The 24341-nt window shown below is 39.6% G+C and carries 22 protein-coding genes and 2 pseudogenes; 4 read left to right on the top strand and 20 right to left on the bottom strand.

Annotation, left to right across the window (positions count from 1 at the left end; all coding sequences use genetic code 11):
• Positions 1 to 9: 9 nt before the first annotated feature.
• The gene (gene bepA, locus AACW90_RS14095) at positions 10 to 1458 is read right to left on the bottom strand and encodes a beta-barrel assembly-enhancing protease (protein ID WP_390235522.1); all 1449 of its coding nucleotides are present in this window, start codon (positions 1456 to 1458) and stop codon (positions 10 to 12) included.
• Between the two features lie 204 nt (positions 1459 to 1662).
• Here bepA and AACW90_RS14100 point away from each other — a divergent pair, with 204 nt between their 5' ends.
• Together AACW90_RS14100 and AACW90_RS14105 are read left to right on the top strand one after the other, a co-directional pair.
• Positions 1663 to 1899 carry a sulfurtransferase TusA family protein gene (locus tag AACW90_RS14100; RefSeq protein WP_390235526.1) on the top strand — a complete coding sequence of 79 codons (237 nt, stop codon included), beginning with the start codon at positions 1663 to 1665 and terminating at the stop codon, positions 1897 to 1899.
• Positions 1892 to 2968, top strand: coding sequence for an AI-2E family transporter (locus AACW90_RS14105; RefSeq protein WP_390235529.1), 1077 nt, complete (start codon positions 1892 to 1894; stop codon positions 2966 to 2968). Before AACW90_RS14100 ends, AACW90_RS14105 begins: the two co-directional genes overlap by 8 nt.
• 49 nt (positions 2969 to 3017) lie before the next feature.
• On the opposite strand, the pseudogene AACW90_RS14110 reads toward AACW90_RS14105, so the two are convergent.
• From AACW90_RS14110 to AACW90_RS14180, 15 genes and pseudogenes are all read right to left on the bottom strand, one after another.
• Positions 3018 to 3155, bottom strand: a pseudogene (locus AACW90_RS14110) (thioredoxin-dependent thiol peroxidase); the annotation flags it as partial.
• A gap of 977 nt (positions 3156 to 4132) precedes the next feature.
• Positions 4133 to 4366 (bottom strand): hypothetical protein, encoded by a 234-nt coding sequence (locus AACW90_RS14115; protein WP_390235532.1) that lies wholly within the window; start codon positions 4364 to 4366, stop codon positions 4133 to 4135.
• A 62-nt stretch (positions 4367 to 4428) separates the two neighbouring features.
• Positions 4429 to 5343 carry a DUF4868 domain-containing protein gene (locus AACW90_RS14120; RefSeq protein ID WP_102522790.1) on the bottom strand — a complete coding sequence of 305 codons (915 nt, stop codon included), beginning with the start codon at positions 5341 to 5343 and terminating at the stop codon, positions 4429 to 4431.
• Positions 5343 to 5924 carry a KwaA family protein gene (locus AACW90_RS14125; protein ID WP_102522789.1) on the bottom strand — a complete coding sequence of 194 codons (582 nt, stop codon included), beginning with the start codon at positions 5922 to 5924 and terminating at the stop codon, positions 5343 to 5345. The genes AACW90_RS14120 and AACW90_RS14125 overlap by 1 nt, the downstream gene beginning before the upstream one ends.
• Positions 5925 to 6013: 89 nt before the next feature.
• A complete protein-coding gene (locus AACW90_RS14130; RefSeq protein ID WP_390235535.1) occupies positions 6014 to 6931 on the bottom strand; it encodes a hypothetical protein in 918 nt (305 codons plus the stop codon).
• Positions 6932 to 7262: 331 nt separating this feature from the next.
• Positions 7263 to 9029 carry a hypothetical protein gene (locus AACW90_RS14135; RefSeq protein ID WP_390235536.1) on the bottom strand — a complete coding sequence of 589 codons (1767 nt, stop codon included), beginning with the start codon at positions 9027 to 9029 and terminating at the stop codon, positions 7263 to 7265.
• Entirely contained in the window at positions 9029 to 10150 is a 1122-nt protein-coding gene (locus AACW90_RS14140; RefSeq protein WP_390235539.1) for a hypothetical protein, read from the bottom strand. Before AACW90_RS14140 ends, AACW90_RS14135 begins: the two co-directional genes overlap by 1 nt.
• Before the next feature lie 622 nt (positions 10151 to 10772).
• Positions 10773 to 11435 carry a recombinase family protein gene (locus AACW90_RS14145; RefSeq protein ID WP_102522785.1) on the bottom strand — a complete coding sequence of 221 codons (663 nt, stop codon included), beginning with the start codon at positions 11433 to 11435 and terminating at the stop codon, positions 10773 to 10775.
• Positions 11436 to 11474: 39 nt separating this feature from the next.
• Complete coding sequence (gene bcp / locus AACW90_RS14150; protein WP_372329138.1) at positions 11475 to 11939, bottom strand: thioredoxin-dependent thiol peroxidase; 465 nt, start codon at positions 11937 to 11939, stop codon at positions 11475 to 11477.
• A gap of 146 nt (positions 11940 to 12085) precedes the next feature.
• Complete coding sequence (locus tag AACW90_RS14155) at positions 12086 to 12571, bottom strand: bacterioferritin comigratory protein (protein WP_372066008.1); 486 nt, start codon at positions 12569 to 12571, stop codon at positions 12086 to 12088.
• Positions 12571 to 14766, bottom strand: coding sequence for a site-specific integrase (locus tag AACW90_RS14160; RefSeq protein ID WP_390235544.1), 2196 nt, complete (start codon positions 14764 to 14766; stop codon positions 12571 to 12573). The genes AACW90_RS14155 and AACW90_RS14160 overlap by 1 nt, the downstream gene beginning before the upstream one ends.
• Positions 14767 to 14779: 13 nt before the next feature.
• Positions 14780 to 17134 (bottom strand): hypothetical protein, encoded by a 2355-nt coding sequence (locus tag AACW90_RS14165; protein WP_372066003.1) that lies wholly within the window; start codon positions 17132 to 17134, stop codon positions 14780 to 14782.
• Between the two features lies 1 nt (position 17135).
• Complete coding sequence (locus AACW90_RS14170; RefSeq protein ID WP_372066000.1) at positions 17136 to 18536, bottom strand: tyrosine-type recombinase/integrase; 1401 nt, start codon at positions 18534 to 18536, stop codon at positions 17136 to 17138.
• 91 nt (positions 18537 to 18627) lie between these two features.
• Positions 18628 to 18960, bottom strand: a pseudogene (gene bcp, locus AACW90_RS14175) (thioredoxin-dependent thiol peroxidase); the annotation flags it as partial.
• A 13-nt stretch (positions 18961 to 18973) separates the two neighbouring features.
• On the bottom strand, positions 18974 to 19516 hold the full coding sequence (locus AACW90_RS14180) for a glycine cleavage system transcriptional repressor (protein WP_275135830.1): 543 nt from the start codon (positions 19514 to 19516) through the stop codon (positions 18974 to 18976).
• Positions 19517 to 19723: 207 nt separating this feature from the next.
• Here AACW90_RS14180 and dapA point away from each other — a divergent pair, with 207 nt between their 5' ends.
• Both dapA and bamC read left to right on the top strand, forming a co-directional pair.
• On the top strand, positions 19724 to 20602 hold the full coding sequence (dapA, locus tag AACW90_RS14185; RefSeq protein WP_390235547.1) for a 4-hydroxy-tetrahydrodipicolinate synthase: 879 nt from the start codon (positions 19724 to 19726) through the stop codon (positions 20600 to 20602).
• Between the two features lie 58 nt (positions 20603 to 20660).
• Positions 20661 to 21683: an outer membrane protein assembly factor BamC gene (gene bamC / locus AACW90_RS14190; RefSeq protein ID WP_390235549.1), complete on the top strand. Its 1023-nt coding sequence runs from the start codon at positions 20661 to 20663 to the stop codon at positions 21681 to 21683.
• A gap of 28 nt (positions 21684 to 21711) precedes the next feature.
• Here the strand turns inward: bamC and AACW90_RS14195 are convergent, their stop codons facing one another.
• Genes AACW90_RS14195 through AACW90_RS14210 form a run of 4 tightly spaced genes read right to left on the bottom strand, consistent with a single transcriptional unit; the run spans position 21712 to position 24140 of the window.
• On the bottom strand, positions 21712 to 21903 hold the full coding sequence (locus AACW90_RS14195; protein ID WP_390235551.1) for a DUF2897 family protein: 192 nt from the start codon (positions 21901 to 21903) through the stop codon (positions 21712 to 21714).
• A 4-nt stretch (positions 21904 to 21907) separates the two neighbouring features.
• Positions 21908 to 22585, bottom strand: a complete 678-nt coding sequence (locus tag AACW90_RS14200) for a M15 family metallopeptidase (protein ID WP_390235553.1) — start codon at positions 22583 to 22585, stop codon at positions 21908 to 21910.
• A 55-nt stretch (positions 22586 to 22640) separates the two neighbouring features.
• Entirely contained in the window at positions 22641 to 23777 is a 1137-nt protein-coding gene (gene dapE, locus AACW90_RS14205) for a succinyl-diaminopimelate desuccinylase (RefSeq protein ID WP_390235555.1), read from the bottom strand.
• Between the two features lie 15 nt (positions 23778 to 23792).
• Complete coding sequence (locus AACW90_RS14210) at positions 23793 to 24140, bottom strand: ArsC family reductase (RefSeq protein WP_390235558.1); 348 nt, start codon at positions 24138 to 24140, stop codon at positions 23793 to 23795.
• Between the last annotated feature and the right edge of the window lie 201 nt (positions 24141 to 24341).

Raw genomic sequence — 24341 nt, forward strand, 5'->3', positions numbered from 1 at the left:
TTTTAAGAATTATTGTAGTGATAAAAACCGATCGCGCTGAACCATAAGCTGGTCGACTCTCGCATCATACCTTGCTTGTTCTAGGCTACCAAGTGTCGCTAATTGACTCGCTTGAGTGAAGTTTTGCAATGCTTTATTCCAATTCCCTTGAAGAGCAAGAATTTCGCCAAGAGCGGCGAGATTTTCGTCTGATTTACCTAATTTACCATAGGCATCCGCAAGGAGCTGCCAACCATTCATATCATTGGGAAGTTCATGGGTGTATTTTTGCAATACGCTCACGGCTTTCTGATTTTCGTCACTTTTAATCAGAGCATTAGCATAGTTAACGATCAATACAGGGTTATTCGGCTTTTTACTCAAGGCATTTTCGAGCATTTTAACCGATTTATTTGGGTTCTCTTGATAGATGTATAGATCAGATAATGCATCAAGGTAGAATTCGTTCAGAGCATCTTGCTTGAGTAAAGCCGACAAAATAGGCTCTGCTTTCTCTAATTGTTTATTGTCGAGATAAACGAGCGCTTGCCCGTATTTATACGTAGGTTCTAGTGTTGGATTGTTTTTCTTTAGTCTTCTTTCAAACCAATCAAGCGAAGCTGCTGATTCTATGTTGGCGTATCTAGCCACGATTCTTGCTTTAGCAAGATGATATTCTATTGACGGGCCTAATTTCATTGGCGAGTATTTTTGTGCTCTTGCCCTTGAGTCAGTAATACGATCTTGTGGTAATGGGTGAGTCAGTAACATTGGTGGAGGCGTACTCGCGTAGCGATATTCATCCGCTAATCGACCAAAAAATGTTGGCATTGCGTAGACATCAAAACCGGCTTTGGCCAATGTGCTAATCCCAAATCGGTCGGCCTCTTTTTCGTTACTGCGAGTGTAGTTAATTTGACTCTGCATATTACCTGCAGTGGTCGCCGTCAAGGCGGCAATTCCGGCTTCTGGAGAGGCGATAGCAAGCAATAATGAACCAACTAACGCGGCCATTGTCGCCGGGGACCGCCTTGCTTGGTCTTCCATACTTCTCGCTAAATGGCGTTGCGTTACATGGGCGATTTCGTGTGCCATTACCGAGGCGAGTTCACTTTCGCTACTCGCGTGTAAAAATAGACCGGAATGTAAGGCGACGTAACCACCAAAAAATGCAAATGCGTTAATGTTTCGATCCCTAATCATAAAGAATCGAAATGGAGTTTTGACGTCTTCAGAGTTGGCAACGAGCTTATGACCAAGGTTGGTAATATATTCGTTTAATACCGGGTCATTAATAATGGGGCGACTGGCTCGAAGCATGCGCATATAGGCATCACCGTAGATCAATTCTTGATCAATAGTGAGGGTGCCAGCTGCTGCCGTACCAATATCAGGTAATTCGTTGTTATTGGCAATAGCGGGTAGAGTCAGCGTGGTTGCCATTACCAAAGCGATTAAGGACCGTGTTTTTTTAAGCATTTTTATTATATGAACTCCGAGAACGTTTCGAGTTAAGACAGCAAAAAACTGCCTTGGTTCGTCTTTGCCTTAGCAAATATAGCGAAATAAAGCGTGTAAGTTGTAGATTTATTTTTGTGACGTAAAAAGTTCAGTTGAAAAGAGAAGCCCTTTTTATCAAAACCCTTTACAATAATCTCTTTATAATAAGCATCACACAATAGAATGAAACCCTATATTCTTAATTTACGTGAAGAGCGTTGTCCTATGGCGCTATTAAGAGCCAAAAGGGAGCATGCTAATTCAGGTGGTAGAGCATTTATTATTCTGATTCGTGATTTGAGTTCTTTGAGCGATATTGTTCGTTTTTTTGAAAAGCACAATGTTTTAGTGCATGTTGAAGAAAGACAAGATCACTATGTATTGACAGTAAGTAATAAGAGAAGCTATCTAGATGTTTGATATGGTTAGTCGTTGGTATAAAAGACGTTTTTCGGATCCACATGCGGCGAGTTTAATCGCCATTCTGCTCGTTGGATTTATTACCATCTATTTTTTCGGGCACTTACTCGCCCCTTTGTTAGTGGCCATAGTGCTTGCCTACTTGTTAGAGTGGCCAGCTAGTCAATTGGTTCGTTTTGGTCTTCCGCGTGTTATCTCCGTTATGATGGTTCTGCTCATTTTTGTTGGCGTTATGATTCTAGCCGTTTTCGGGTTAGTACCAACTATTTGGAATCAGGTTGGTAATCTAATCAATGACATACCGACTATGTATAATGGCTTCCAAGGATTTTTGAATACCATACCAGAGCAATACCCAGAACTTGCTAACCTTCAAATTGTTGAGTCTATCTTTGAAAATACCAAAACTCAGGTGTTGGGGTTGGGTGAAACAGTAGTAAAAGGTTCTTTGGCATCGTTGATTAACTTGGCGGCTCTGGCTGTTTATATGATTCTTGTGCCGTTATTGATTTTTTTCTTGCTCAAAGACAAAGAAGAAATGTTGTCTATTTTGAGTGGCTTATTGCCGCAGAACCGCCGTCTAGCCACAAAGGTTTGGCAAGAGATGAATCTACAAATAGCGAACTATATTCGCGGTAAAGTGGTTGAGATACTTATCGTTGGCTCTGCTAGCTACATAACCTTTGTTTTGTTGGATCTAAGATACTCAGCATTACTTGGCGTTGCCGTGGGTCTATCGGTTCTCATTCCTTACATTGGTGCGGCAGCCGTGACCGTTCCTGTGGCAATTGTTGGTTTGTTCCAGTGGGGTGTAACCCCTGAATTCTATTGGCTACTTGCCACCTACGGTATTATTCAGGCGCTAGATGGAAATGTATTGGTGCCAGTATTATTCTCAGAAGCCGTCAATCTACACCCCGTTGCGATTATAGGTGCAGTACTTGTTTTTGGTGGGATGTGGGGGTTCTGGGGAGTGTTTTTTGCTATACCTCTTGCCACGTTGGTGAAAGCGGTATGGAATGCGATTAAGAATCAGGAAACCTCTGGTGCATTGATGATTGAAGAATAAAAATTCCGTCATTCCTGTTTTAACGGGGATGACGGTTATATTCGCGGTACTATTTATTTAAGTAATCTAGAATGACTTCATGATGGGTTTTGGTTTTAAATTTATTGAAGACCTGCTCAATAACACCGTCTTCATCAATTAGGAATGATATTCGATGAAGGCCATCATAAATTCTGCCCATAAGCTTGTACCCTTGGAAATATTCTAAGACATTTTTTTTGACGATTATTTGAAAACTCTACTTTTAACAGTAAGTTAAGTTAGTTGATTTTATTTTTGAACTCTAATTATAACAGTTGTCATAATTTTTTGTAAATTGGGCTGTTTTGACGATTATTCAAGTGAAAATCTGTCATAAAAATTTAGTTAATACTACAAGATTATCAATATTTGGTGTGAATAGTCGCCACATCATTGGACGCTAATACTCTTCCTTTTAAGAATTCTTAAATTCACTAAGAATTGGTAAGAAACTCCCCATGAGCTTAACTCATGAACCAATCGATGCAATTCAAAACTACACTTAGGAGCCGATGGAAACGTGTTTTGGTGTAACGTCTCTGGACATTTCCGTGTTGTGTACTTGCTAATTTAGCAATTAGCGGATTAGTGTGGGTAAGGCAAAGGTATGATAGTCGTTTGCTCTATACGTCCTACTGCTGGCCTATACCTAATTGATGTATCATGAGAGGCAGAACTTCTTCAGCGACAACAGACGACAATTTACCTATATGTTCAGGTAATATCTGCTCCCCCTTCCTTTAGCCCTATTTCCTCAAATGCTTTTTGTAAGGCGACATTAATTACTCGTGTTCTTTCTTGCTCAGAGTGCAACTGCAAGTGACTAGGGACAATTGAAGCTATTGCATTTGCAATAGATTGTTCAGGTATAACTTTATAATCATAAGCATCTTGTATTTCAGTAAGAGAAAGATCTAGGTCAACTCTTAATTCTAGTTCTGTTCCAGAAACAGGATCTATTGCATATTGGTGAGAATGACTCTCCTTGACCTAGACAACCAACAACTCGTTGCATTCCAAAGTATTCTGCATAAAAAAGATTAAGCCTGTTTTCTGATCACCTCGCACCGCTAAACAGTGTAATGGAACCCCTGTAGGGCGGTTAGATATTAGGTCTCTAACATAGTAATAGCCAAAACAAGCCTAGGCATTTTTGGCTGTCAAATATGAAATTGCATCTTGACACATTCCCGTAGATTGATTGGCATCACTAACCACTGCTAACGCAGACTTTACTATAGAACGCCCTGCGTCAGTACCACCAAAACTTAGCTTAAATTTAATCATCTCAGGGCTATATGTAGATTTAACCTGAGCATTTTCTAGAAAGGAATTAATGTCGGCATTTGGGTACTTTCTGGCTACACCTTTAAGCATTCCTTTTGCTTCTAGCATTGTCCTAGCTTGAATAGAAATTTGAACTTTGTCACTAACAACACTTACACTTGAACGGCATCTGGCACATCGTAAATATTTGCGGTTATTTCACTCATTAAGCGGTGATCTAAGAGAACTTGAAGGATAGTACTTGTTGTTTCAGCACAAGGGACAATAGTGTTATTTGCTAAATCAAAGTTAAGCCCCCAACCTCTAGCTGTATTTATAGCCATTAATTTTGTTATAAAGTTGGGGCTCGTATAGACCTTTTTATCTTCAATAACTCCCATTCGGCGTAACTGCATTGAATTAGTACCAACATATTCAACGATAGGCTGTAAATCAGAGAATAAATTACTAAATGAAGGATTTTGTTGTAGTTGCGTAAATGCCTGTGAGTATGCCTCACGATATTTCATAGATGATTCGAAACCGCGCTTATTCGCAATAAATGCAACATTATTAATAACATAAAAATCAAAGTTCTTTTCAATCGAGAAACTATTATCTACTACACCTGATAGTTCGCCATTTGTAAACACCATATTAATATACTTATTAGGATATGAAGTTTTCCAAGTCGAGGTAGATCTTTTCACTGCATATACGGTCACACCATTTGCTATGTATTTAACTACGTAGCCATTAGAACCTTTTAAATCATTGCTATCATTTATTCGATGCTCTGGTTCTAAACGATCAACTAGTGCCTTCAAATTTGAAAAATTTGTTGTTGTAGAATCTAGAGTTAGACAACTGTTTTCATTTGTCTGAGCAATATAAGAATATGGAGAATGTTCTGTAATTCTCTCTATTTCCGTATTTACAAATGTTTTAAATTGCCGATTAAGGTCAGTTTCCGTTTGAACATAAAAGGTTCTAAATTTTTCCTGTGACCTACTATTTTTAAAAACCCATAAATGTGGTGTTGCATTGGCAAAGTCAAATGCTCTTAATAATTGAAATTCAGCATCCATTAGTTTGTATCCTTTGAAATGTAAAAGTCTTGAATTGATTGAAACTTATAATTACCAGGGGTTAGAGATCCTTTCTTCAATACTCGAACGTCCCTTTCTTCATCATTTATTACAATTTTTGCTTCATATAATTTCCAACCAAACATTAATAAAATTGGGTTCATTATTATTTGCCCTGACTTATAAGTAATTGCAAACATCCACAGTAAAAACACCACGAACCCTAACATTTTCTCAGGAGCGTCATAACTTATCCCCATAAATGAAACTACGTAAGGAAACACGTAATTAATAATGTCATTCGGAATTGTTTTTGAGCTTTTAACTTCGCCATCAAAAGGATAGGAAATTTTTTTCAAAGATATGTTTGAAATGATTACCGAAATGATGCTAATAACAATGAAAATAATTGAAAAATATGGATGTTGAAACGGATTAAATAAGCAATTGTCTATGTCAGAAAAATCGCAAAATGAATTACTCCACCATGATATAGGTATGTCTTGCACTGCTAGAATTAATGCTAGTGGCAAATACGATCCTAAAAAAATTATAAATCCAGACGTAAGTTTAAACTGCATATATTAAGACCATTTCGATATCCTTGAGAAAATGTATGAGGCACACACCGTGCCAAAGCGCCTAACTCCTCTTGAGGCGTTTGTTAGGTTTACTCTACTTTCACTGTCCTCATGAACATATCTGGCGTCATGACTTTGGTCTTTATGCCAAATGTTGTGTATACAATTGAAGCCTTTTCAACCATTTTTTCGTCTCCACAGACAAAATACCTAGAACTTGATGCCAGAAGAACATGTTCAGCATCTGTCGTTACATTATTTGTATTGTTTCTTCTATCGATGGTTTCCCAATATGCTGGAAAGAAAACTAAAATGTTATATGAGGTAGTAATTTTTTCACCAAAAGGAATCGTATCGGTACTTTTCCCTGTAATTGAAAGAAAAGAATTCACGATACTTTCAAAGTTCTCTGTTATTTCTTCCTTTGTAGATAACCAATACTTATAAAGTGGCATATTTTCTATGGCTGCAAATGCAGGATTACCTAAAGCCATGACTTCTTTCAGTGAAGCTCTAAATTTTTTTTGAATTCTATGATCATTTAGTATGTCAACTCTCAAAGCTTCTACAAAATCCATTAAAAGCTTCGGGGACATTTTCCTTCCATTTTTGTCTAGATAAGGAACAACAATATTATCAGGTGACAGTTCATCTACAGCTACTTCATACTCATCGAAAAGTAAAAAGCTAGCGACACTTTGACCTGCAATAGTAGAGTCTTCTTTTACTGCATCAAAAACTTGCTTAATTGGAACCCTTTCAATTAAAACATCTTCATTGTTCTGAGACAAACCTACACAGTAACCATCAGAAACCCTCTGTGTCTCAGCAAGATCCTTATTTACATATTCTTCGCTACGACAACGCGACAAGTCACGCATATGAGCGCATGAGAATGGGGTTTTATACTTTCTTTTTACAGACTGTATAGCGCTATTAAACTCTTGACCTCTGCGTGTTTGAAACAAGTCTTGAAAGACATTCCAGTCTAAATAAATTGATTTCATTTATGTTACCTAACCCCTGCTAAACTCAAAAACCTAATGCTTTATAGATTGATTTTTTCCATATTTGCATTCCGTCCATATTGCTGTCATTCATTATGAAACTCTACCAGTATGAACCTATTGTGTGAATCGAAAGAAAATTTCGGGAAAAAGCGACGGAACATTTCTGTATAGCTCTCCACCCCACCACATGGATTAGATTAATTTGGTCTGTTCTAGAGCATTCGTGAGAGTCGGTTCGGACGCTCTATAAAAGTTTGGGGCAGTTCCGAGTTGCGAAGTGCCAACTGTCCCATTGTCTTCCGTGGAGGACTACATCTCAGTTGTTCGTTTAGATGACAGTTATATCGATGGTATCTTCATGAAGTTCTTGATGATTTTCTAGTGATTGAGAAAGAAAACCACGCTCTATCTTTCCATCGCCTACGTAGAACAGCTTTGAGTTAGTCGGGAAGTATGCGTTTTGAACTTCTTTAACTCTAACTTTTTCGATAGGTTTAATTTCTTCGCCTTCTTCAGGGCTAGAGCCTTTAACATGCTCTGATATTGACACAAACGTCTGAGTATCACTTGGCAGATTCTTCCCAACAAATGACAGAATAGTCGCCAAGTTAGTATCATCAATATCCTCCTTGAGAATAGCGTCAAGCAAGAATGGTAGTCTATGGGCTGTTTTCGATTTCATTATCATAGCGTTTAAAGCAAAGTGATAAGCCATGACGGTTTTGTGAAGTTCAACACCTTGACGAGGGAAAGAGTGAATTTTATACAAATCCAGATACCGAGAGTCGGTTAAAGGCTTCAGCTCTAACTGTGATGTGTACTCTGTAAATATCTTCTCGAATGCCTTTTCCTTCCTAATTCGTGAGAAGATCGTCTCTTGTTCTGTGACCATAGAACCTAGAGAGTGTTTAACGCCTTCTAACTCGCTCTCCGAGTGCTCAATATCTGCTTGCATTTGCTTGTATAGCGTAATATTTGCTTTATTTGTCACCCATTGTTCAAAAGTAACTCCGTCTACGTTTTTGTCCAAAAGTACGCCATAATCATTAAAAATTTCATTATCGATAGTCGTCATTTTCTTCTTAGACGAGTTTATCTTGGATTTTTTATCGATTAGCTTATCTGTAATGTGAGACTCAAGTTCGACAGTATCATTATATTTTTGATAATGGCTGTACAATCCTTCAAGAGAGTATGACAGAACCTGCGTGCAGGCTGGACAGCGATCAATATCGTTGTAATTCTGTTTCTTGATATTTCTCTTGGTTCTTTTTAGGATTTTATGATGATTCTGCAATAGAGAAAGTTCATTACAAAGCTTTATGTACTGGTTTCTTTCCTCCTCTAATGAATTTGACTTTACAACGTAATTTTCAATATAGGATTCTGCTTGCTCGCCAAACGCTTCGTCGACCAAGTTAGAAAATTGGAACTCTGCTTTCTTACTGTATCGTTTGAGATTGTTTATATCAGCAGATAATCGATCTCTTTCCTTTGTTAACCTTCTATGCTCTACGCGATCAAAGCTATTACTTATACCCAGGTAATAGTCTAAATAGTCGTCTTTAAATCCCTTGTAATATTGAAGATTAGAGAATGACTCGCGCAAATATACCCAGCCGACAGACTGAGAAATATAATATGGCAAAAACATGCTTTCGAGTGGAGCTGATTTTAGTTCGCCTTTTTGCTCAAGAATAAGTGAAAATCCAACTAAATCTCTTATGTAGTCCTTTAGTCTAACGTGCTCAACACTGTTATCAGCATCTATTCCATGGAAAGGAACTATTTTCCCATTTGGCTCTTTGACATAGATGGATTTTGAGTCTCTTACTATGGTATAAGATTCCTCAATACCACCTATTTTCTTAGTAAGGTCTACTCTGAAAGTCGGCTGATATGAGAGAATTTCATCTAAATTTTCTCTAACGTCATTCACACCAAACGCATACAATAGGCTCTGGATCAAAGAGCTTTTACCTGATGTGTTGCGTCCACTAATTATGTTTACACCAGGTGAAAACTCTTTACTGAAACAAGAGTTATGTGATTCTGAGCTGACAAATAATCTGTTGAACGTAATTGTTGTGTTCATTACAAGGCCTCACCGTGGTGCTCTACAAATGCGCATAAAGTACAGAAGAAAATATCAATATCTCTTAGATTGATGCTATTTTTACTTTTAATATCAGAAACGTATGCCTCAAACATTTCTTCATGGCTGTAGTAGTCCATAGAGTAGTCATTGTCCTTAACAAAGCTTTTGATTATCTGATGTTCGTTATTCATCATGTCCTTTAAAAGTTCAAATGTGTTCCTAATATAGTTTTCATGACTATTTTGGATACCTATAGGAACTCGAAACTTACGGGCTAATTCTGTTGAGTGATCTCTCCATAGCTGGAATGTCTTTTGGTCTGTTTCAATGATATCAATCGCTTTCTTGATTTCATCGCCCTCAACCCTCTTAGAACTGTCAAGTAAGGTAATAACTTTGTCTTGGTTGTAAATGACTTCAACTTCCCTAAACAGGCTAAGAAGCAACTCAACGGCAGCGAAAGAATCTGATACATATGGAAACTTCCTACTCATTAGCCCGACTAGGCAATCTTTTTGTGCACTCTTTGTCCGTGGAAAATCCACCCATTGGATATGTAGATTATCGAGTTCAGGTTTGTGGTAAGTAAGTTTTTCCTTGCTACAGAAACTGTCTACTTTCTTGGTGATTTTGTCTTTGATATCTTCAGGAAAGGAATCGTATTTACACTTACAGTTCTGCTCGTTAAGGAGGCTTGATAATTCCTTTTTTCCATCATCCTTTTCTTGCTTATTCGGCGTGTATTTAAGCTCGATGTCGGAGTTGGATACAAACGTTAGCTCATGAGTATAACTTTGACATTTTGGCGCTGGGTCGTTTCTGAGGTCGTTTCCAACTTCAAGCATCTTAGCTATCACTTCAGAGAAACGCTCATTTATCGTCCAGACCTTGCCTGAAAGCTTTTTGGCCTGATAAGAATGCACTTCTTCGATATTGCTGCGGCAGTCTGTTCTGTAGCAGAATAGGAAGTCGTCATGATGCTCAATACTCAGAAAGAACTCTCTTCCTTTGAATCGATTATATTCGTTCAGGAGTATGTACAGCGCACAATTGCGCTGAAACTCGAACCCCAATAAAGCATCAATACCCGAGTTAGCTGATTTTTTTCTTTTACTCAAAGCTTCACCTTAATCAAAACCCTCATAGCAACTTCATCAGACAATGCTGTTCACCTTTAAACTTTGTGACATATTGCCACTAAAGTTGCTCAGTATGGAGGAACAGATTTTGCTTCTATATTCCTGTATAGAAAAACATTTTTGCATACTTTAGGTAAAACGCATATCCCACCGCGCTCATATTCAGTTGTTTTAAGTCAAAGATTAGCTACTTAAAGTGAGGGGCAGGTCTTGCCATTCGCCTATACATTAGCTTTATTATGGCAAGCATCGATAATGAGATGTTAAGCGTAACTTTACTCCAACTTTTAGGGCAAAGGCGGTTCTAGTGGTGATCGATACGACAGAATCGCTTGGTGATCACATGCTAGTGGTGATCGTTCTGGCCCGTCTCTGGATACAAACGTTTTAGAATTTTGGCTCTAAGCCACTTCTGTCTCACTGTAAGTTCTCAGTTCGAAATTGAGAAAGTTCGAAATTGAGAAAAACGTCAGAATAAAACGCCCAATTGAGAAAAACGTCAGAATAAAACGCCCAATTGGGAAAAACGTCAGAATAAGGAAGCCAGCGGGGAAAGCATAATTAAACGAAATGGGGCAGATAGTGGGGTGCTTAAAGTAATCTATACTTGCTCTAAGAACATATCAGTCTGAAATTCAGCTTTCTTATTATGAAGCCCACGAGCTTCTAACCAAGAGTAAAATCGACTTCTGGAAATCGATACGCCACGCTCTTTAAGCTTTCTTAGAATTCCAGCTTTGGAGGTATTGTTATCAATAAGGTTCAATATATAGGCGGTGTGTTCATCAAGTTTTGATTTAACTTTCTGTCCCTTCTGACGACCAGATGGTAAGCCTTTAGCCTTACGTTTAGCGTGGCCTGCTTTAGCCCTCTCAGAGCGCTTCTGAGCCTCTACAGCACTAGCAAAAGATTCCCCTATAACGGTAAAAATGATTTCTGCATTGTCGGCGTTCTTTGCGTTTATGAGGGTGTCGTTGTATGCCAAATGTAGTTCACCGTATGAGGCTATCTGGCCGATAGCGCCGACTAGTTCCATAACTTTACTGCGCCCAAGTCGAGTGATGTCTGATACGATGATGCTTTGTTGTGAAGCTATAAGTGAAGATAGTTTTCTATCACTCAGTTCTGTCTTGGAAGCAGATACATGCTCTTCAATCCAGTCAGATATGAATATGCCACGTTTATTAGCGTATGCCTTGATAGCTTCTCTTTGAGATTCGCCATCTGCTTTTCGTGAATCTGATACTCGAATGTAGCCAATCATGTCTGCTCCCAAAGTAGATAGTTAGTAGCTCATAGAAGGTTATTTGCTGTTTAGGTAGTCCAACACGACCTCATGGTGATCTTTGGTCTTGAACTTGTTAAATACATGCTCAAGGTTGCCTGACTCATCAATCAGGAAACTTGTTCTTACAACGCCCATGTTTTCGCGCCCCATGAACTTTTTGAGTTGCCAAACACCGTACTTCTCACATACTTTGTGTTCTTCATCGGCTAACAGAGTGAAGTTTAGCTCTTGCTTGTTGATAAAGTTCGTCAGTTTTTTCGGGGTGTCTGGGCTTAAACCAAGCACAACAACGTTGTGGGCGTCTAATTCAGCTTTAGTGTCACGCAGTCCTTGAGCCTGAACTGTGCATCCAGGAGTTGAAGCTCGTGGGTAGAAGTAGAGCAGTACCTTCTTTCCTTGAAGCTCAGAGAGCGTCACTGGGTTATTGTCTTGGTCATTCAGAGTAAAATCTGGTGCAGTTTGTCCAGCTTCGATTATCATCGGTTTAATCCTTACTTTCTAAATTAATGTTATGTGTCGTTGAGTTCTTCACTCTGTCCTTTTTAGTGCATTTTTGTTTCGTTAGAGTGTTCATTTTTATCAATAACTATCTGTCCTGTCTAGTGATTACACTATACAGGATGCTTTTATCTAAAATCTCCTTTGATAAGATTATCTGGCCTTGCTTTGACTACCTTGTCCATCGCTTTTTCACGCTCACTTTCATGTAACATACCCATAAGCTCTTCAACCATCTTTAAGTGACTAGCAGCTTGTATAGCTAATGCTTGCTCATGGCATCTAGCGAGATCTAGATACTCTTTTTTCTTTTTATTTGCTTGAGTTTTATCGTTTTTCAGTTGTTTCACTTCCGCTTGTAATACATCAATAGGTGATTGGTTTGAGTCATCCTGAGCCACGCGAGCTTCGAGTGATTTACTCTTCACCATAGCTTGAACATCCTCATGCCTGCGCAGTGATCCAACAGAAAGCCCTGCTTCTTTCTCTACGGTACTATTGTTGATTTTTAGCTTGCCTTCTCGGTTTTTTTTTCTGAGCTCGCGGTTTTCAGGTTTACTCTCTAACAGTCGTTCTAGGGCTCTTATTAGCTTGTTTTTAGTAGCTTGTGTCATTACGCAGTTACTCCGAAAGGTATTAGAAGTTCCTTTACTTCATGTGGCATTTCAACAGGTTCATAAGCTATATCTAAGTCATTCATAATTCGCTCGGCAGCGGTGATTTTGATATATGCTTCACTTGCTGTTTGAGGCGTTAACTCATCATGCTCAATATCCCATAACATATTGATTTCAGCTTCTTTGCGTTTAGCCTCCGCAAAAACAGCATCTACAATGTAGTCGTTTTTACAGTCCACACATTCTAAAAGGTTGACCTGTGTGCGCAGGCTGCAACTTGTTGAAGTGCAGTAAACGCCAGGGGCTACTGCATGGATGTGACGTTTTTGATCTCGGATTTGTTTTTTCCAGTAATTGAGCGATAGCATGTCGTCATCGACTTTATCTTTGAACAGGTTGCGTTCAGCCTTCATCATGTTTTTGGTGAATTCTTTACCTTTACCTCCAGCAACGCGTTCTTTATTCGCCAGCTTCTTATAGATTTTTAGGTAGATCTGAGCTTTTTTATCAACCCTTTCATCATCAATAGCGCAAGCCAAGCTTTGTTTTTGCTTTCTGATTTTCTGGAATTTACTGGCATTCTTAGCATAATGCCTTGTCATCGCCATTGATACGTGGCTGAACTGTTGCTTGAGTTGTGGAAACGCGCAAAGCTCGAAGCCGATAAGGTAGTAAGCAAACGAACGGCGAAGCTGGTGTCCTGAGAACTCATAGTCGTCACCCACATTAAACGAAAGGTTAGGGTCGGAAATCTTCAAGTCAATTACATCGTCATTGGTTAACACAAGTTTTTCTGCCAATGTGCCTTCAAACCAACTCGCAATATGCTTTCCAAGTTGGTCTTTAGTAATAGCTGCATAGTCCTCCGTTACCTTATGGAAAAACGTTTTGCTATCAGAATAACGCTTTCTAAGTGGTGAATGTAGCGCTTGTAGAATCTCGTAAGCCTTTTTTCCGACCTCTGTAGTCACAAACTCATCTTGCTTTGATTGGGAGCCTTTGACCGTTTTTGACAGGTCTGCATGAATAATATGAATGATTTGGTTGGATATAGTTTCTTCTGAACACCCATTTGTCGTATGTAGGTGAAAGATTTCATCAATACGCATTCCCGTTCTAGACATTAACGCCCATAGGCAAACGCCGTTGAGTTGTTTAAATAATGATCGTGCCTCTTTAAGCCCTATAACTACTCTGTTACCAACCTTCAATGTTCTATCTGGATGGAAGTTGTCGGCGTATTCAAGGCGTATTACGGGCTTGTGCCTGTATAGCAACTCAAGGGCCATTGTTTGTGTCGGATTACTTAGTGCGAGAAAATCAGCTTGAAAGTCAGTTGTTCTTTTTTTATTACCTTTATCTGTCTTAGTTAAATACCACTTAAGCCCGCCATTTTTTAATATTGCCTCATCGCTGATAAGGTACTTTGCATACTCTTGATAGGCTTTGTCATAATAGGTAGTAATGTAATCGGCTAGCTTGCTTAGTTGATCGCGAATTGGGTATATCTCGTTAACTAATGCTTCTGATTTTTGAAGTCCTAAACAATATAATCTCTGTGGTATAACTGTATATTGCTCAGTTTCTTTAAGAGCTAAACCAAAATCGGATGCCGCTAATTTCTTTTCAAAGTTAATCTCAAACGATAGGCCTTTTGCCTCAGATCGCAGCTTGTTGAGAGCTATATAGGTTGTATCTCGCTCGAAGTCGATATCAGTGAAGTCGCTCAACACCCAAGACTCTAATAGGTCAAAACTTAAAAACTCAAAGCTGTTGTAACCTTCACTTAAAAGGGCGGGAACGAATTTCTTTAAGATAACGACAGTCTTGTAGATGGAAAGAAAGGAGTAATCTTTGGACGATAACCACATCATCTTTAAAGCAAGCGTTATCAGTTGAATCCTGAGGTTACGCTCCATCACTTTTCCATTAAGCGTGAAGTCTATAGTGGATGTTTGGGTAGCATTTGGCTCAAAGAAGCCTTGAAGTTTTCGCCATGCGGCATTGTCCCCAATTTTACCCAGCGATTCGCCAGTGACGCTAAATCCAATATCTAGTACTTCAAGCTCATCCAACTTCCCCCTCTTTATTGCAGGCCTTAATACGTCATTCAGGTAATTTGTGTAGATTCCAACATTGTTTTGCGCCTTTACAATGGCACTTTGTCTGTCTACGTTAGGTAGCTTTATCATGGCTAGCTCCTCATTATCGGTGTAAACCTAAAATAGCATGGTCAGTTGATACTCTAGGGTGACGCCCGTTTTTCAAAAATAATGCCATGGCACCTTCGTATACCTTCTTACTTGCTCCGTCCAGAGTGAACTCAAAAGCTTTGATTTTTTCGTGGACTTCCTCTTTCGCATTGGGGTACTGGTTTAAGGATTCTTTCAACACGTCAATGAAAGAAATAAGTTTATAGATAGATTGAACCTCATCGACGGCTTTGGCCGATTGGCATTTATGGCACATATCATATTCAGTGCATGGCAATGGTAATTTCATTGCATTATTGGTTTTTCGCTGCGTACTTTTGCGTCCTTCAATACTTTGCTCACCATTACAATAAATGCCATTTGGGTTGGTTTTTGATTTTTCTTCTTGTTTCTTTTCCCATTCTTCATGCGCAAGCATGGTAATACCAAGCTTGGCTGCAATCGCAGATTTAGCTTGCTCTAAGGTCGAGTTGTCATTTAAATGTTCTATGACTTGTATAGCTTGTGAGATGATTATTTTGTTGAGAGTCGGATCACCATTAACATAATGTTTGTCAATGGTCGAAAGCAGGTTTTGAAGGACACTCTGAACCCCACTTTTACCGCTGTTGGAATATACTTGGTTACTGGTCATTTCTCGCCAGCGGCTCGATTGGAGTGAAATGAAGTATTCACCTGATTCAACTGACCACGTATTCATTAGGTTGGACGAAATAGGGGTAACTCCATCCCAGTCCCTAGGAGCTTGTTTGCTATTGCCTCGTTTGAGCAACAATCGCTCATGATTTTTAGATTTTTGCTTATCTGCCAACTCTGTGGCGAACTGTTCAATATCTTGGATAACACGCTTATTCGCAGCAGAAATAGAGAAGCTATGACTGTCACCATTTCGGTAATTGAACGAAACACGGATTTTGCCATCGGAATTTTTCTCTGAATAAATAAGTGGTAGTAAAATGCCCTTGAGTGACAAGTCTGTGTAGCACGATAAAATGCAATAGGCGGCATTAGTTGCGCCATGTGTTGAGCTTGCTTTTGAGCAAGGGCGAGCTACTTTACTTATGCTGACTCTACCAAGTTCATTAGTTTCTTTGGTTAACTCGATAACATGTTGGTTTCGATAGCTATAAAATAGCTCTTTAAACCAAGGAAGGCAGGATTTCCGAGTGGGTGAGAGTAGGTTTAACTCCACTACTAAATGTTTGTTTATTTCGTTTACATGAAAGGAGCCGTTTTTCTCTCCTTGGTTATTAAGAGTGAATAGTAACTCTGAACCTTCTGCGTCACCGCCGTATAGTGCTGAAAGTGCCTCAAGGGTTTTAATGAATTTTACTCCATCACGCTTATCAACATCGAAGCTCTCATTGGTAAAAACAGCGTCTACCTCTTTGTTTGCTCGTGCTTTAAAGCTCGACACTTTGACTACCTGTAAGCTTTTATCCCGCTCACTAGTATGAATCGTAACTGGATGGGCAATGCTTTGTACGTCGCTATCGTTCAATGAGGTAAAAAAACATATCAAGTGATAGGCCGCTCCCATCGTTAGATTAAACGCAGCGGAAGGTTTTACAGACGCCCCATTTTTGCTTTGACCATGTGTTTGAGTTTTTAAAGCGGTTTGAATTGAAATTACTTCTTGGTGTCCCTCGAAATCAATAACGACAGGAAGTTCGTCAGGCAGGGCTAGATTTTTTTCTTTAGCTGCAATGAGCTGCGGAGCTAAGGTGAAAAATAACTCACTCAACCGTGTTACAAGTGTTTTTTCTTCAAAACTTGAGTAGCCTTTGTATGGCGTTCTTTCGCCAGTAAACCCTCGGTGCTGGGTTGCCCATAATTCTGAGGGGAGTCCGCACCATACAAGTGCTGTGCGAAGAGATGAAGTGATAATCGATGCTGAGACTTCTTTGATGCCTAACCTATCACCGTGATTCATTTCCCAGAGCTTTTTTGATGGGTGGTACATTTTAATGCGATTTCTTAATTCACCATCATTTCCCGCGTATTTCAAATAGCCAACTTCGCTAAAAGGGTCAACGCTTAAAGCGTCGCAAAAGGCAATGTAAGCTCGTAATGTCTCGTAATTTCCAGTGACGGTTCTTGCAGACTTTCCATTATCAAAATACTTATGGGCTTGTTTGCAAAAGCTTCTCAAATAAGAAGTACGGCTTTTGATTTTGTCATTATAACTATTTGCACCAACGTGTAATAAGTGTGATACATCAAAGTCGGTTACTGTCCTGCTTTTGGAACCCTTATAGGGAATAGTGAGGTGTAACGCAGTGACATTTTTGTTATTTCTAATATGCTTTACTGTCTTTGAGTTTTTAGAAAGTGGGCTTTTTGCCATGCTACCACCCTCCGTTTATCTTGCGGTTTTTATTCCTTGCGACTCTTAATTGGACATCGAATTTATTCATGAACTTAATGTATTTTTCTGTAGTTGATGTGCTTTCATGTCCCATTAGATCTGCTAATTCACCCATCAAAGAATCATAAACAACCTGTCGTTTCTGAGACTCATTCCAAAGCCAATGTGTGGCGTAAGTCGAACGCAAGTCATGAATTCGATAGTACCAGCTCGTCTCTATTGCTCGAATGTGCTGTCTCAGCACCCCAAAATGCACTTCTAGAGTATTTTCTGTATATGGTCGCCCTTTGTTGGAGACAAAAAGATACTCAGTAGTATCTTGTTCTTTTTTAGAATCAATCAGCTCTTTTCGTCGAATTAGGTTCTTTTGCCGCTGGCTACTTTCTTTGTATTGCTCTAATTCTTCATATAGTGCGATAGGGATTTCAATGGTGCGTGGCTTACTACCTTTGGTGTGTGTGATGTGTACTGGCACCACCTCTAGTCCACTGCAATCCTTGTCACCAATATTACGAGCAGGGAAATGGGTAGCTTCATCAACTCTTGCTCCTGTCTCCACGCATAATTTAAGCATCAAGGAAATGGTCTTTGGTAATATATCTAGATGTTGATAGAACAGCTCCTTATGATCGAACGGCATAGGTTTCAACTTTTTATACGTAGGTGTTTGATCGCTTTTGGGAAACATCTTCATGATGTTTGATACTTCATAGAGTCGCTTTGCGCCAGACTGGGTATGACCAAGCACGTCGTGTTGATTGATACCTTCGTAACCTTCCACTTTGCTAAAGTGTGTCAATATATGGTCATTGTCATTCTTGATGTAACCGTATTTTTGCATCCATTTATAAAAACCAATGACAGCACCCATATAGCTTTTTGCAGAGTTAAGCGAATACGCTTCGTTACCAGTTGCATTTTTTTTAGAGCGACAGTTAGCTAAAAGGTGTTCAGCAAAGCGCCAAGGTGCACCTTCTTCTTCATACTTCGATAATGTTTTATAAGTTAAATATTCAGGTGGTATTTGATTATCGTTTTCGTCAAGTTGGGGCTGATGGGTGGAATCTAAGTAACGAGTAAAAGCCAGTAAGCCCTTTGCAATTGAGTCAGTATCCTTGATTGCCTCTTCACCACGTAGTTTAGATACAAGGTAAAGAGATTGTGGGTAAACAACCTTCCCATCGGGCGCAATGATAATATCTGTTTTCTTTAGGCGTGATTCTAGATTAGAAGGGGAAAGGTAAGGGGAATAAGTCACCATTCCAGTTTCAATACTGACGCTCTCTGATACTTTTAGTTTTGCTAACGTATCTACCTCAATGGATAGTAAACGGAAGTCGTCATAAATATCAGAATGTTTTTCCTCATGTGTTTCTATCACAAAACAACCCTCAATATGTTACCTACATATCAAAGATAGATTTGTCATAAAAAATAGTCAAGGTTTTCTGTCATTAAAGTTATTCAGGGGTGAACTTCTTCTCACCCCAGACACCAAACTGATCTGCCGCTGCATGATCTTCATCTGAAAGAAGCGTGAAGTTGAGCTCATCTCTTTCAATAAATTTACCTAAGCGTATTACTGGATCGATACTTACACCTAGTACAACCACATTATGATCATCTAACTGCTTCTTTATGTTTCTAAGTCCTTGAGCTTGAACAGTACATCCAGGGGTCATCGCTTTTGGATAAAAATAGAACAGTACTTTCTTTCCTTTAAAATCAGATATAGAGGTCTCTTTCCCATCTTGGTTGAGCAAAGTGACATTAGGCGCACGCGTCCCTGCCGTTAATGTATCCATTACAGGCTTCCTTTTATTGGCTGTTTTTTATAAAATTTAGAGAACCTTGCACCGTTAATGTTGCACAAAGTTGATTGAATTCTTCTTGTAATTGCATCAAATTATATTCTGCCTCAACCGTGGCACTCATCGCGATTTGGAATAAATTGTTATCACTGCTTAATTTATGTTTATCAATAGTTTGAGCACTCAGCGATGCTAAGCCAATATTTCGATCGGCGAAAAACTGAGTAAATTGCTCGGTTAATCCTTTCTTATCATCAGATTCAATAAAAACCTCAATAGTGTAGCAGTGAGAAAGGTCTTGATGAGGGGAGGTTCGTTTCATCATGGTGATGAGCCCGTGTTCTTGACCAAGAACAGGGAGAGTGGTCTCCACGCGAGTAATATGGTTGGCGTTTCCCGAAACCAACATTAACAAAGTGAACTCACTGCCAAACAGTGCGATTCTGCTATCTACGATGTTACATCCTGAACGGGTAACAAGATGAACAACTTGGTTGCATATACCAGGGCGGTCTGTTCCTACAGCTGTAATTACTAGGTGTTGAGACATAATATTTAATTTTTTAATGTGTTATTTATAAATACTAGCACAGTTGGTATTTGGATAAATAACAAACGAGTTTTCGTTGGGTTGTTAGATTAATGGATAAATGTGCAATTATTCCACCGTTTAGTGTAAAACATCACACTTTAATCCCTTGTGTTACCTGAGTTTCATGCATTATTATGCAAGTAGTGAAATTAAAGGGAGATAGACATGTTTTCAGGAAGTATTGTTGCGTTAGTTACCCCATTTAAAAGTGATGGTGAAGTTGACTACGACGGCCTAAAAAAATTGGTTGATTTCCATGTGGAGTCAGGCACCGATGGTATTGTCGCTGTTGGAACCTCTGGTGAATCAGCTACGTTAACTATTGAAGAGCATGTTAAGGTAGTGAATAAAATAGTTGAGTGTGCTGATGGCCGTATCCCTGTAATAGCTGGTACAGGTGCGAATGCGACTCACGAAGCCGTAACGTTTAGTCGCTTGCTAAATAATTCTGGTATTGTTGGTGTCCTCAGTGTGACGCCTTATTACAACAAGCCAACGCAAGAAGGTTTATATCAACACTTCAAAGCGGTGAACGATGTAAGTGAAGTGCCCGTCATTCTTTATAATGTGCCGGGACGTACTGCGGTAGACTTGTTGCCAGAAACGGTCGCTCGCTTATCGAAGCTTGAAAACATTGTTGCACTTAAAGATGCAACTGGTGATTTAGAAAGAGTTGCTATTCACCGTGAACTTTGTGGCGAAGATTTCGTCTTACTAAGTGGTGATGATGCTACCGGAGTAGAATTTGTCCGATTAGGTGGTCAAGGTGTTATTTCGGTCAGCAATAATGTCGCGGCGAAACCGATGGCAAAATTGTTCAATCTCATGAAAGAAGGTAAGTACGAAGAAGCCGCTGAGATTGATAAACGCTTAACATCACTACATAAAAATTTATTTGTTGAAGCGAATCCAATCCCAGTTAAGTGGGCTGTTCATCAGATGGGCCTTATTGATGATGGCAGTATGCGTTTACCGCTGACAGTGCTTTCTGAGGAAGCACAGCCTGTTGTGAAGCAAGCGTTAATCGAAGCTGGAATATTATAAGTTAGAAAATAAATTCGAGATGGATTCATTTTTGTCTCGAATTTTATTAGGAGTGCTAATGAAGTTTTCTCATCAGCTAGTGATTGGTTCACTGGCTGTTCTTGTTTTAAGTGCGTGTTCAGGTAGTCCAGAACAAAGACGCCAAGCTAAAGATGATTTCGGATATCTTGAAACCGTTCCTTTTGAAGGTTGGACAATTCAAGAAGGAGCGAAAGGCGAGTTTTATCCCAATTATGAGATTCCTACGGGAGATTTTGATGGAAGTATAGGCCGTAGTGTCGATATTCGCCCCCCTCAACAGATATTGGAACTCATACCGGGTGCTCGCTCTGAGCTCAAGGATGGGGTTGTAACGATGTGGCTTATCCGAGAGGATGAAATGAACAGCGTATGGACAACGGTCCAAGAGATGGTTCTCGACAGGGATATTAAACTTAGAGTTAATAACGATAAACTCATCGAAACAGATTGGATTTCATGGCGTTCAGAAGATGAAGAGAAACTTATTGAGGCTCGCTATTTGTTTGAACAATTTAACGCGAATAGTCGTTATGGGTTTCGTGTTAGTCTCATTGATTGGCGAGAGAATGGTTCTGCTGAAGAAGTAAGTCGTACCAATAAAGAAAGGTACAATACATTTATGACGAATGTTATTACTTCGACCTACGATCAAAAATTGAGAGCAGAAGCAAACCGAAAAGCACTTCAACTTGTTAAGCAAATTCCGATAAGCATGGGCAAGGATAGAAGTGGCTTGCCTGTTATTATTGCACGTGCGCCATACAATGTTTTTTGGCAGCGTGTAGTCAGCGTATTACCTGAAGTTGGTTTCCAGCTTGAAGAACGTAATCAGTCCGAAGGTTTGATCAAGGCCAAGTACTCTGAACCAGATGATGAGTTCTGGACCTCTATCGGTACTAAGCCTCTTAGTCTAGAAAGCAAAACGTACACCTTTCTGTTGGGGGATATGGGGAACCGAACCTCGATTAATGTTACCGATAGTGCGGGTAAACCCGTTACTGCCGAAGTACTAGAATCGATTGTTCCTACCCTTGCTGCTGTGATTGAAAAACAAGAGTAGCGTTAAAACTAAATAACAAAAAGGGACACTATTTTGTGTCCTTTTTTGTTTGCTTTTGACGTTCTTTGTCTAGTTCGTTTAGTTTGTCTAAATCACTTTTTTTCTTGTCTGGTTGGCCAAACTTCATATTGGCGGTGTACTTAAGTGCCGCAATGTTACCCACTACGACACTGAGTATAATAATGCTGATCACCCAAGGGTTTAAAAGAAAGTCAATCATGTTATTAATCCTTGCAAATGTTGGTGATGTATTGTGAGTAGATAGCATCAAAATTGGCTGCAATGGTTTGTAAATCCAACACTCCTTCTATTGCTAGTGTTTCTAATATTAATGAGGCTGATAATTCAGCTAAACATGCTTCGCTACTTTCCCGATGGCTTATATGCCAAGGTTCTGCTGCAACGCCTCTGAGATCTCTTTTGTACGGAAAGAAAAAGCCAAAGAGTGAAAGGTGTTCACACAGCCAGTTATAAAAAGGTGCCTGATGGCCCGCTAAATATTCCCATGGTTCCAATTGCAACCTACTTCCATGAGGCAATAGGTTTTTTGCATAAACATCGAAATCTGTGCCCCAATGATGCCGACTCGCGCCCGGCAAGGCTGACCATCGCAAGATAGCAAAGAGACGCTGTTGTTCCGTGAGTGTGCTAAAAACAATGGGTTGGCTTTGATCGTCTAAAATGACGGCTTGACCCGAACACTTTCTGTTCCAGATTGACTTTTGTCGTTGGAAATCTCGAAACCCACTTGCTACCTCTAGTTGGAACCCAGCCTTACTGGCAGCAATAACAAGGCGCTCTATATCTTGTTCTATCAAATAGTTGACCTTGATAGATTGATATTCAGTCTGAATAACCTTTAAGTGAGATTCTGTTAACCCTGTTAATTGCTGCTTATTCATTTGATTACTTCGTCGCAGAGGTCTATTCCCATCCGCAGTCTACTCATATCTAGTGTCATAGAGCTAACAGCTTTTGAAGCGTTTTCTCATACATGTCGGTCAGTTTTTCTAGATCAGCGATGTTGACGCATTCGTTTACTTTGTGAATGGTAGCATTTACTGGTCCAAGCTCGATTACCTGACAATTCATACGAGCGATAAAACGACCATCTGACGTCCCTCCTGTAGTGAGGAGTTGTGGTTTGGTGTGATTGATCTCTTCAACGGCTTCAACAACGGCTTCTAACAATGCGCCATGGTCGGTTAAAAATGGGTCACCATTAAGAGTCCAATTTACATCATAATCTAACCCATATGAATCGAGTGTAGAGTGAATTCGACGTTTTATCTCATCGTTATTTAGCTCTGTACTAAAGCGCATATTAAACTGTACGTTAAACTCTCCAGGGATCACATTTGATGCCCCCGTTCCTGCGTACAGGTTTGGGATTTGCAAGCTAGTGGGTGGGAAGTAAGCATTACCATCATCCCATTTTGTTGTTACTAACTCGGACAGTGCTGGTAGTGCTTGGTGTATAGGGTTATTTGCCAAATGAGGGTAGGCAACATGACCTTGAATACCCTTAATCTTAATGTCTCCGGTGATTGAACCTCGGCGACCATTTTTGACAATATCACCCGTGAAATGAGTGCTTGAAGGTTCGCCTACAATACACATATCAATATTTTCATTGCGAGCCATCAGTGTTTCAATCACCTTGACCGTACCGTTAATGAATGGCCCTTCTTCATCCGATGTGATAAGAAAACCTATCGATCCCTTATGATCAGGGTGTTGAGCAATAAAGCGCTCCACAGCGACAATCATACAAGCCAAAGAGCCTTTCATATCAGCAGCACCACGACCATGCAAATGGTCATCGATAATAGTCGGTTCAAAAGGTGGAGTATGCCACTGCTCTAAAGGACCAGACGGCACAACGTCTGTATGCCCAGCAAAGGCAAATAAAGGTGCTTCAGTACCGCGACGAGCCCAAAAGTTGGTGGTATCGTTAAATACCATTACCTCAATGTTGAACCCCAATGCTTTCAGTCTGTCTATCATGACTACTTGGCATCCGGCATCTTCAGGTGTGACGGATTGTCGACTGATCAAATCTTTAGCTAAAGCCAATACTGGGCTGTCATTCATGTTAGAAAAATCCTTTTACTTGAAAATATCTGAATATTGAGGGGCTTTAAAGCTAATATGAAGCTGACCGTCTACGTTAAGTATAGGTCGCTTAATCATGGCTGGATGTTCTACCAGCAATGGAACGACAGATTGTTGATCTACGCTCTCTTTTTGCTCTTGAGTCAATTGACGATAAGTTGTCCCTCTTTTATTCAGTACCTGCTCCCAGCCTAGTTGCTGGCAAAAATCTTCGACAAGGTTGCTATCAACCCCGTTTTTACGGTAATCGTGAAAATCAAAACTAATATCTGCCTCTTGTAACCATTTTTTGGCTTTCTTTATGGTGTCGCAGTTTGAAATACCGTACATGGTAATAGTCATCTTTATTCCTTTATTGTCGCTTTAACGTGAATCCTATCAGGAACCTGCCTATCAGACAAAATATCAACGAAATCTAATCTATGACACATTTTTTCCAGCAGGCAGTTAACTTCTGGAAATACGAGTAGGTCTACCATCAATATATCGCTGGATTATGTTTTAATAAGGGAGCGGTTGAGTATGTATGCGCCCCACATATCA

Origin of the sequence: Vibrio frigidus (genome assembly GCF_042465995.1) — a bacterium.
GTDB lineage: Bacteria > Pseudomonadota > Gammaproteobacteria > Enterobacterales > Vibrionaceae > Vibrio.